The following is a 9036-nucleotide window of genomic DNA, read 5'->3' on the forward strand; positions in this document are numbered from 1 at the left end:
CTCGACCCCGGCGACGAGGAGTACCTCGCCTTCATCGCCAACGAACTCTGGCCCGACGACGAGTACCTCGAAATGGAGCACACCACCGACGGCGAAGAGGAATCCGGCGGCACCGACATGCTCCTGTGACCCCCGCGCCGACACCCGCATCGAGTAAACCCCGACCGCATCCGGTCCGTCCTAGAGGAGTCGAGCGCTCCCCTCGACCGTCCAGACGACGGCAGCACGGGGAACGACTCACTCATCCGGGTCCGTCCCGTTCTGCCCTGACAGCGGAGCGAGGACGCGATGACGATGCAGGACGTGCAACGACCGGGCTATGTCGGGGCCGAGCTGGATCCCGCCGGCACGGACCACCTGATGCGCGGCATCAGGTTCTTCCTCCGGGACGGGGAGACGGTCCTGGCAATCGCGGCGACCGTGAAGGCGCTTCCAACGCTGACGCACGTCGCCGTGACCGACAGGCGCGTCCTCGGCCTATCGGCGCCCGACCTCGTGCGGGAGGGGCCGCGGCAGGAGATCTCCATTGTCGGCGTCACCGCCGTCGAGACGCGTAAGTCGTACCAGCAGCGCTGGTTCCTCGTCGTACTGGACGCCGCCGGGACCGAGACCGACTTCGGCGACGTCCACGATCAGGACGCGCCGCACCTGCGGAGGATCATCGAGGGCGCCGCGCGGCCCCCAGAGGCCGTGCAGCCCGAGGTGTTCACCGGACCGGCCGAGCCGGGCGGGTGGCGGTACAACCCGCCGCCGACGTGGCCCGCGCCGCCGGCCGGATGGACTCCGCCGCCCGGGTGGCAGCCCGACGCGAGCTGGCCGCCCGCGCCGCGCGGCTGGCAGTTCTGGCTGCCCGCCGCGCCCCCGGACCCGGCGCCCGTGCCAGCGCCCGTGCCGGCGCCCGCTTCCACCCCGCCTCCGGCGGGGCCGCACCAGGCGGGCAGGGCGAAGCCCGTCTTCGGTGGCAGGCGGCAGCGGATCGAGGAGCTGGAGGCCGAGAACGCGGAGCTGCGGCAGTGGCTGGAGCGGCTCGGCGGGCTTGAGGCGCCGCAGGTGTCCGCGGAGATCGAGCGCCTGCGGGCCGAGGCCGCCGGCGTGCGCAGCGAGACGCAGGAGAAGCGCAGGAAGCTCAAGGCGCTGCGCAAGGAGATCGTCGAGACGCAGGACCTCGCGCTGCTCCAGGAGGCCGGCGTCTACGAATACCAGCATCCGCTCGCCGACGTCGTCGCCTACAAGGCGGAGCTGGCGCGTGTGAAGGACCGGATCAAGTCGATGGCGGGTGGAGGCAAGGCGGTCGTCGGGGCGACGAACTGGACGGTGAACGGGTCGGCGGCGCAGGGCGCCAAGATGGTCCGCGACTTCTCGAAGCTGATGCTGCGCGCCTACAACGCGGAGGCGGACAACCTGATCAGGACGATGCGCCCGTACAAGCTGCAGTCGGCGATCGACAGGTTGGACAAGACCGCGCAGACCATCGAGCGGCTCGGGAAGACGATGGACATCAGGGTGAGCCGCCAGTACCGGGAGGTCCGCGTCCGCGAGCTGCGGCTCACCGCCGACCATCTCGCGAAGGCCGAGGAGGAGAAGGAGCGGGTCAGGGCCGAGCGTGAGCGGCAGCGCGAGGAGGACAAGGCGCGCAAGGAGTTCGAGCGCGAGAAGGCGCGGCTGCTCAAGGAGCGCTCGCATGTGGAGTCGGCGCTCGCGCGGCTGGAGGCGAACGGGGACGCCGCCGGTGCCGCCGAGCTCCGCGCGAAGCTCGCGGACGTCGAGTCGGCGATCAGCGACGTCGAGGGGCGCGCGGCGAAGGTCCGGGCGGGCTACGTGTACGTGATCTCCAACCTCGGCGCGTTCGGCGAGCGGATGGTGAAGATCGGCATGACGCGGCGGCTGGACCCGATGGACCGGGTCCGGGAGCTGGGGGACGCGTCCGTGCCGTTCCGCTTCGACGTGCACGCGCTCATCTTCAGCGAGGACGCCGTCGGGCTGGAGGGCAGGCTCCATCAGGAGTTCGCGGAGCGGCGGGTCAACCAGGTGAACCTGCGGCGGGAGTTCTTCTACGCGACGCCCGCCGAGGTGCGCGGGGTGCTGGAGCGCATCGCGGGCAACCATCTGCTCGAATACACCGAGTTGCCGGAGGCCGGGGAGTTCCGGGCCAGTAGGCGGTAGCGGGTCAGGGGGATTCGAAGAGGGCGCTGACGGATTCGCCGTTGTGGATGCGGCGGACCGCCTCGGCCAGGGCGGGTGCTATGGAGAGGATGCGGAGTTTGTCGCTGCGGTCGCCGTTGGGGACGGGGACCGTGTTGGTGCAGACGATCTCCAGGACGTCGGGTTCGGCGGAGAGGCGGTTCAGGGCGCCGGCGGAGAACAGGCCGTGGGTGCAGGCGATGCGGATGGTGCGGGCGTCGAGCTCGCGGAGCCGGTCCAGGAGTTCGAGGACGGTGCTGCCCTTGGCGATCTCGTCGTCCAGGACGATGACGTCGCGGCCGGCGACGTCGCCGATGACGGAGCTGATCTGGACGCGGTCGTCGGCGAAGCGCTGCTTGGCTCCGGCGGCGACCTGGACGCCGAGGAGGCGGGCGAAGGCGGCGGCCTCCTTGGCGTTGCCGAGGTCCGGTGAGACGACCGTGGTGTGGGACAGGTCGCGGTCGCGGAAGTGGTCGGCGAGTTCGCGCAGGGCGTGCAGGTGGTCGACGGGGACGGAGAAGAAGCCGTGGACCTGCGGTGAGTGCAGCGTCATGGCGAGGACGCGGCTCGCGCCGGAGGCGACGAGCAGGTCGGCGACCAGGCGCCCGCCGATCGAGATGCGGGGCGCGTCCTTCTTGTCGGAGCGGGCGTAGGAGTAGTGCGGCATCACGACGGTGATGCGGCTGGCGGACGCGCCGCGGGCGGCGTCGCACATGAGGAGCAGCTCGACGAGGTGCTCCTGGACGGGGGCGACGAGCGGCTGGATCAGGAAGACGTCGCGTTCCCGGCAGTTGGCCTGGAGCTGGACCTCCAGGCAGTCGTTGGCGAACCGGTCGACGCGGGCGGGGCTCAGCGGCACGCCCAGGTGGGAGCAGACCTCGGCGGCCAGCTCCGGGTGGGCGCTGCCACTGAACACGGCGATCTCTCGCACCACGCGCTCCTCACATGATCGACTGCGGCCCTCATGGTAGAGCCGCCCCCGATCAGGTGGTGGGGAGGGGTTCGCCGGTCTCCAGGAGGGTCTTCAGGCCGGACAGGACGTGCGGCCAGCCGTGCCGGGACATGCCGAGCAGGGTCTCGCCGCCCTCGTGGACGACGGTCAGCTTCACCGTGTCCCCGGCGGGTTCGAGGTCGAAGGTCACCTTGGAGCGGGGCTCGGCGCGGAGCTTGGCGCGGGTCTCCTCGTCCACGCCGACGGACTCGGCCCACTCGGGCGTGAAGGTGTGCCAGGTGTAGGCGAGGCGGCGGGGCGGGTCGGCTTCGAGCACGACCTGCTCCGGGTCGGCGGTCGTCGCGCCCTCCTCGCGCCAGGTGATCGTGGAGCCGGGCTTCCAGTCGGTCTCGAAGGAGACGCCCCAGTAGCGGCCGGTGAAGGACGGGTCGGTGAGGGCCTGCCAGAGGCGTTCCGGCGTGGTCTTGATGTAGGTGGTGTAGACGAACTCGTCTCCGGTCATCGGATCCTGCTCCAATGCGGTCTTGAGGTCGGCGAGGGCACGTGCGCGCTCCCGGTCGTACCGGCTCATCCAGCGGTCGGCGATGGCGTTGATGGGGGCGGCGTCGAGGTAGTGGAGCTTCTCCCTGCCGCGGCGCATGGTGGTGACGAGGCCGGCGGCCTCCAGGACCGCCAGGTGCTTGCTGACCGACTGCCGGGTCATCTCCAGCCCGGCGCAGAGGTCCCGGAGGGTCTGGCCGTTGCGGTCGTTCAGGCCGTCCAGCAGCCGGCGGCGGCTCGCGTCGGCGAGCGCCTTGAAGACCTCGTCCATGGTCCCCCCATATGCAGCCATCTGGTTGCCTTTCACATTAGGCAGCCGGACGGTTGCCTGTCAAATCGGCGGAGGAATGCGGCGAATCACCACGTGGCGGGCGGGTCCAGAACAAGACAGGACACCGCATGACGGCGCCTCGCCCACGGACGCGCGGCGCGGCTGGCAGCATTACCACGAGGGACGGGCCACACGGGCGATGAGGGCGATGAGGCATGATCGACAGCGGTTCGCGGCCGCCGGGGACGGGGGGCTTCGTCGCGGAGCTCAACGCCTTCTACGAGTCGTGCAACCGGCCGCCCTACCGCAAGCTCGCCGACATCTCCGAGCGGCTGACCGCCCTCTACGGCAAGCGCGGGCTGCCCGTCCTGTCCGCCACCGCGGTCTTCGAGGTGCTCGCGGGGCGCCGCAAGCGGGCGCCGTCGTCGGCGTGGGTGGCGAGCTTCGTCCTGTGCTGCCAGCGCCGGGCCTGGGAGACCGGGGTGCTGGCCAGCGATCCCGGCATCAGCACGCTGCCCGGCTGGCAGTCCAGGCTGCGGACGGCGCAGTCCGCTCCCCCGGCGGACCGGTCCGCGCAGGTCCGGCTGACCGCGTCCCAGCGGGCGTCCATCGAGAACCACGGCGCGCACGGGCGGGAGCTGCTCGACCGGGCCGCGGCGGACGACCCCGACGCCGCCTACCGGCTCGCCGTGCTGCTCGGCACCGACTCCGGCCGCGGGCCGGGCGCCGTCCGGCTGCTGGCCGAGGCGGCCGCGGGCGGCCACGCGCAGGCCGCCGACCTGCTCGGCGCCGGGCGCGGCGGGATCGACCACCGCACCGCCGCCCGGCACGCCCACCGGCTCGGGAAGTCGGCGGCCGAGCGGGCGGGCGGCGACCGCGCCGCGCTCGCCACGGCGCTCGTCTACTACAAGGCCGCCGTCCAGGGCGGACGGCTCGACGCGGCGTTCGAGATCACCGAGATCCTCCGGTACGCCGGGCCCGACCTGGCCGGCCCCTAGGGTTTGCGGCCGACCGCGCCGAAGGCGTCCACCGGCTCGATCCCGGACGGCGCGTCCGGCCGCCAGTCCGTCACCGGGACGACGCCGGGCTCCACGAGCTCCAGCCCGTCGAAGAAGCGCCCGATCTCCTCGGGCGTCCGCAGGACGAGCGGGGCGTTTCCGGATGTGTTCCACACGTCGACGATCCGGTCGGACGCCTCGCCGTGGATGACGTTCGTCCCGTCGTACATGGCGAAGTGGCTGCCGGGCGGGACCGCGTCCAGGAGCCGCCGCACGATGCCGTACGCCTGGTCGTCGTCCGGGACGAACTCCAGGATGCCCATCAGCGTGAACGCCACCGGCTCGCCGAGGTCGAGCGTCTCGGCGGCGCCCTCCAGGATGACCTCGGGCTCCCGGAGATCCGCGTGGATGTAGGCGGTGTTCCCCTCCGGGGTGCTGGTGAGCAGGCCCTTCGCGTGCTCCAGCACCGACGGGTCGTTGTCGACGTAGACGATCCTGGATTCGGGCGCGGCGCGCTGCGCGACCTCGTGGGTGTTGTCCACGGTGGGCAGGCCCGTACCGATGTCGACGAACTGGCGGATCCCCGCCTCGGCGGCCAGGTACCAGACGACCCGGTTGAGGAACAGCCGGGAGGCGCGCGCCAGCCGGGCCACGTCCGGCAGCATCCCGAGGATCTGGTCGCCGACCTCGCGGTCCACCGGATAGTTGTCCTTGCCGCCCAGCCAGTAGTTCCAGATGCGGGCCACTTGCGGGACGCTCGTGTCGATCCCGGGCCCGGGCCTCTGCTCACCCATGCGCCGCACCTCCTCGGCCGTCCCCTTCCCCGCTGCGATGTCGTCAGTCCTTACCTGGGGGACGCTGCGGTGCTCGGCACTCCCTATCTGGGGGCGACCCCCAGACCCCCGAAGGGGGACTAACGAACATCCTCACTCCGCTAGCGCTCCGCTGCGGTGCTCGTTAGTCCTCGTCCACCTCCTTGGTGAGGACCTTGCCGGTGGTGGCGTCGATGGTCAGTTCGTGCTCGGTGCCGTTCTGGGCGGTCACGTCGACCTCCCAGACCGCCTTGCCCGCTTCGCGGTCGAAGTCGGCGGACGTGACGCGGCCCGGGACGGACTTCAGCGCGGTGGCGGCCGCGTCCGGCGCGGTGACCTTCGCGTTCCGCAGCGCGGCGGCCTCGGCCTTGCCGTCGCCGTCATCGTCGTCGCCCTGGTCGGGACGGTCGACGCGGTTCGCCGTCACCTTCCCGTTTCCGGCGTCCACGGCCACGTCGCGCGGCGTGCCGTCGTCGGCGAGGACGTCGACCTCCCAGACCGTCCTGCCGTGCTCGCCGTCGAGTTCGATCTCCGCGATCTTGCCGGGGGCCGCCTTCAGCGCGGCGTCCGCGGCCTGCGCCAGCGAGACCGACGTCGCGGCGGGCCGCTCGCCGGGCTCGGCCCCGCCGCCGCCGTCGCCGCCGGCGCCGGCGGTCGCGAACGCGGCCGTGGCCCCTCCCGCGGCGAGGACGCCCGTGGCGACCGCCGTGACCAGCAGTCCGCGACCCGAGAGCCTGCGCCGTGTGTCGAACTTCATCGTGTACCTGCCTCCGGTGCCGTGTCGGCGGCCGGTGTTCCGGCCCGCCCTTCGCCATGGACGATGCCGGGCGTTCCTGTAGCTCCGCTGAAGCAACCTGAAGCCGTCTTCAGGTGGGATTTGGCAGGCTGTGAGCATGCGCCTGCTGATCGTCGAGGACGAGAAACGCCTGGCCACGTCGCTCGCGCGCGGGCTGGCGGCCGAGGGGTTCGCCGTCGACACCGTCCACGACGGCGCCGAGGGCCTGCACCGGGCGCTCGGCGGGGGGTACGACCTGATCGTCCTGGACATCATGCTGCCCGGGATGAACGGCTACCGGGTGTGCGCGGCGCTGCGCGCGGCGGGCGACGAGACGCCGATCCTGATGCTGACCGCGAAGGACGGCGAGTACGACGAGGCGGAGGGCCTGGACACGGGCGCCGACGACTACCTCACCAAGCCGTTCTCCTACGTGGTGCTGGTCGCCCGCATCCGCGCGCTGCTGCGCCGCCGGACGCGGGGCGCCGCGCCCGCGATCGTGCTCGGCGACCTCACCGTGGACCCGGCGGCGCGGCGCGTGTTCCGCGGTGACGCGGAGGTGGAGCTGACCGCCAAGGAGTTCGCCGTGCTGGAGCACCTGGCGGCGAACGCGGGCCGGGTAGTGTCGAAGACGCAGATCATCGAGGCGGTCTGGGACTTCGCCTACGACGGCGACCCGAACATCGTCGAGGTGTACGTGAGCGCGCTCCGCCGCAAGCTCGACGTGCCGTTCGGGCGCCGGTCGATCACGACGGTGCGGGGGGCCGGGTACCGGCTGGCCAGGGACGGGGGTACCTGACGTGGCCCGCCGCCTGTCGTCGGTCCGGGCACGGACGACCTTGGGCGCGACCGCCGTGGTGGCCGTCGCGCTGGTCGCCGCCGGTCTCGCGGTGGTGCTGCTGCTGCGCGCGAACCTCGGCGGTCAGGCCGACCTGGCGGCGGAGGTCGCGGCGCGCGAGGTGGCGTCGCAGCTCGCGACCGGCACCTCGTACGCGTCGCTCGACCTGCCGGACTCGGAGGATCACCCGGTGCAGGTCGTGGACGAGGACGGCCGGGTGCGCGCGGTGAGCGAGGACCTCCAGGCGATTCACGGGACGGGGTCGGCCGAGGTGCGGCCCGGGCAACCCGCGCGCGGCGGCGACGATGACGACCACGATGACGACCCCGGGCGCGGCGAGGTGTCGGACGACGACCCCGGCTTCTCCACCGGGGACGCGACCGTCGACGGGCGGCGGGCCGACTACCGATTCGCGTCGGTCGAGGTGACGACCCCGCGGGACGAGACCGTCACCGTCTACGCGGGCGCCGATCTGGCCGCCGCGCAGGATGCAGTCAGCACCGCGACCCGGGCGATGCTCGTGGGCCTGCCGCTGCTGCTCGCCGTGGTCGCGGCGGTGACGTGGCTGGTGACGCGGCGGGCGCTGCGTCCGGTGGAGGCCGTCCGGGCGGAGCTGGCCGAGATCACGTCGTCCGGCGACCTGGCCCGGCGGGTGCCCGTGCCGGGCGCGCGGGACGAGATCGCGGGACTCGCGGTCACCACGAACGAGACCCTGGCCGCGCTGGAGGGCTCGGTGGCCCGGCAGCGCGGGTTCGTCGCGGACGCCTCGCACGAGCTGCGCAGCCCGATCGCTTCGCTGCGCACGCAGCTGGAGGTCGCCGCCGCGCATCCGGAGCTGCTGGACGTGGACGGCCTCGTGGAGGACGCCGTGCGGCTCCAGCACCTCGCCGCCGACCTGCTGCTCCTCGCCCGCATCGACGCCGGGGACCGTCCGCCGGCCCGGCCTGTGGCGCTCGCCGAGGTCGTGCGGGCGGAGCTGGAACGCCGCGCGGCGGGCGACCGCATACCCGTGCAGGCGTCGATCGAGGCGGATCCGCGGGTCATGGGCGTGCCGGGACGGCTTTCGCGGGTGGCCGGCAACCTGCTGGACAACGCCGAACGGCATGCGGACGCGGCCGTCCGCCTGTCGCTGCGCGCGGAGGCGGGCACGGCGGTGCTGCGGATCGCCGACGACGGGCCCGGGGTGGCGCCCGCCGACCGCGAGCGGATCTTCGAGCGGTTCGTGCGGCTGGACGACGCGCGCAGCCGGGACGAGGGCGGCGCCGGCCTCGGCCTGGCCATCGCCAGGGACCTGGTGCTGGCGCACGGCGGGGACCTCACCGTCGGCGAGGCCCCCGGCGGCGGCGCGCTCTTCGAGATGCGGCTGCCGGCTACTTGAGGAGCTGGCGGGCCATGACCATCCGCTGGATCTGGTTGGTGCCCTCGTAGATCTGAGTGATCTTGGCGTCGCGCATCATCCGCTCCACCGGGAACTCCCGCGTATACCCATACCCGCCCAGCAACTGCACGGCGTCGGTCGTCACGTCCATCGCCACATCCGAAGCCAGCGTCTTGCACGCCGACGACACCAACGTCAGATCCGCGATCTTCTCACCGCGCATCGCCCGCTCGGACTTGACCGCCGCGTGATACGTCAACTGCCGGGCACCCTCCAGCCGCATCGCCATAT

Annotated in this window: 9 protein-coding genes; 4 read left to right on the top strand and 5 right to left on the bottom strand. The window is 72.5% G+C overall.

Annotated elements, in window-relative coordinates:
* Positions 1 to 288 precede the first annotated feature (288 nt).
* Positions 289 to 2163 (top strand): SNIPE associated domain-containing protein, encoded by a 1875-nt coding sequence (locus E1293_RS40180; RefSeq protein ID WP_132204262.1) that lies wholly within the window; start codon positions 289 to 291, stop codon positions 2161 to 2163.
* 4 nt (positions 2164 to 2167) lie between these two features.
* On the opposite strand, the gene E1293_RS40185 is transcribed toward E1293_RS40180, so the two are convergent.
* The gene (locus E1293_RS40185; RefSeq protein ID WP_132204264.1) at positions 2168 to 3112 is read right to left on the bottom strand and encodes a ribose-phosphate diphosphokinase; all 945 of its coding nucleotides are present in this window, start codon (positions 3110 to 3112) and stop codon (positions 2168 to 2170) included.
* Positions 3113 to 3164: 52 nt separating this feature from the next.
* Positions 3165 to 3944 carry an ArsR/SmtB family transcription factor gene (locus E1293_RS40190; protein WP_132204266.1) on the bottom strand — a complete coding sequence of 260 codons (780 nt, stop codon included), beginning with the start codon at positions 3942 to 3944 and terminating at the stop codon, positions 3165 to 3167.
* A gap of 215 nt (positions 3945 to 4159) precedes the next feature.
* Between E1293_RS40190 and E1293_RS40195 the strand changes: the two genes are divergently transcribed.
* The gene (locus tag E1293_RS40195) at positions 4160 to 4942 is read left to right on the top strand and encodes a hypothetical protein (RefSeq protein ID WP_132204268.1); all 783 of its coding nucleotides are present in this window, start codon (positions 4160 to 4162) and stop codon (positions 4940 to 4942) included.
* On the opposite strand, the gene E1293_RS40200 is transcribed toward E1293_RS40195, so the two are convergent.
* Entirely contained in the window at positions 4939 to 5736 is a 798-nt protein-coding gene (locus E1293_RS40200; protein WP_132204270.1) for an SAM-dependent methyltransferase, read from the bottom strand. The genes E1293_RS40195 and E1293_RS40200 overlap by 4 nt on opposite strands.
* Before the next feature lie 163 nt (positions 5737 to 5899).
* Positions 5900 to 6511: a PepSY domain-containing protein gene (locus E1293_RS40205; RefSeq protein WP_165978614.1), complete on the bottom strand. Its 612-nt coding sequence runs from the start codon at positions 6509 to 6511 to the stop codon at positions 5900 to 5902.
* 136 nt (positions 6512 to 6647) lie between these two features.
* Here E1293_RS40205 and E1293_RS40210 point away from each other — a divergent pair, with 136 nt between their 5' ends.
* Together E1293_RS40210 and E1293_RS40215 are read left to right on the top strand one after the other, a co-directional pair.
* Positions 6648 to 7328 carry a response regulator transcription factor gene (locus tag E1293_RS40210; protein WP_132204274.1) on the top strand — a complete coding sequence of 227 codons (681 nt, stop codon included), beginning with the start codon at positions 6648 to 6650 and terminating at the stop codon, positions 7326 to 7328.
* A gap of 1 nt (position 7329) precedes the next feature.
* Entirely contained in the window at positions 7330 to 8745 is a 1416-nt protein-coding gene (locus E1293_RS40215; RefSeq protein WP_207939383.1) for a sensor histidine kinase, read from the top strand.
* On the opposite strand, the gene E1293_RS40220 is transcribed toward E1293_RS40215, so the two are convergent.
* On the bottom strand, positions 8738 to 9036 hold a 299-nt coding region (locus E1293_RS40220; protein ID WP_279473320.1), incomplete at its 5' end, for an acyl-CoA dehydrogenase family protein. The genes E1293_RS40215 and E1293_RS40220 overlap by 8 nt on opposite strands.

The organism is Actinomadura darangshiensis (assembly GCF_004349235.1).
Classification (GTDB): Bacteria; Actinomycetota; Actinomycetes; order Streptosporangiales; family Streptosporangiaceae; genus Spirillospora; species Spirillospora darangshiensis.

Bases quoted from the DNA above. Each gene is read 5' to 3' on its own strand.
- E1293_RS40210 (WP_132204274.1), top strand. From the start codon at position 6,648: ATGCGCCTGCTGATCGTCGAGGACGAGAAACGCCTGGCCACGTCGCTC.
- E1293_RS40180 (WP_132204262.1), top strand. From the start codon at position 289: ATGACGATGCAGGACGTGCAACGACCGGGCTATGTCGGGGCCGAGCTG.
- E1293_RS40195 (WP_132204268.1), top strand. From the start codon at position 4,160: ATGATCGACAGCGGTTCGCGGCCGCCGGGGACGGGGGGCTTCGTCGCG.
- E1293_RS40205 (WP_165978614.1), bottom strand. From the start codon at position 6,511: ATGAAGTTCGACACACGGCGCAGGCTCTCGGGTCGCGGACTGCTGGTC.
- E1293_RS40190 (WP_132204266.1), bottom strand. From the start codon at position 3,944: ATGGACGAGGTCTTCAAGGCGCTCGCCGACGCGAGCCGCCGCCGGCTG.
- E1293_RS40200 (WP_132204270.1), bottom strand. From the start codon at position 5,736: ATGGGTGAGCAGAGGCCCGGGCCCGGGATCGACACGAGCGTCCCGCAA.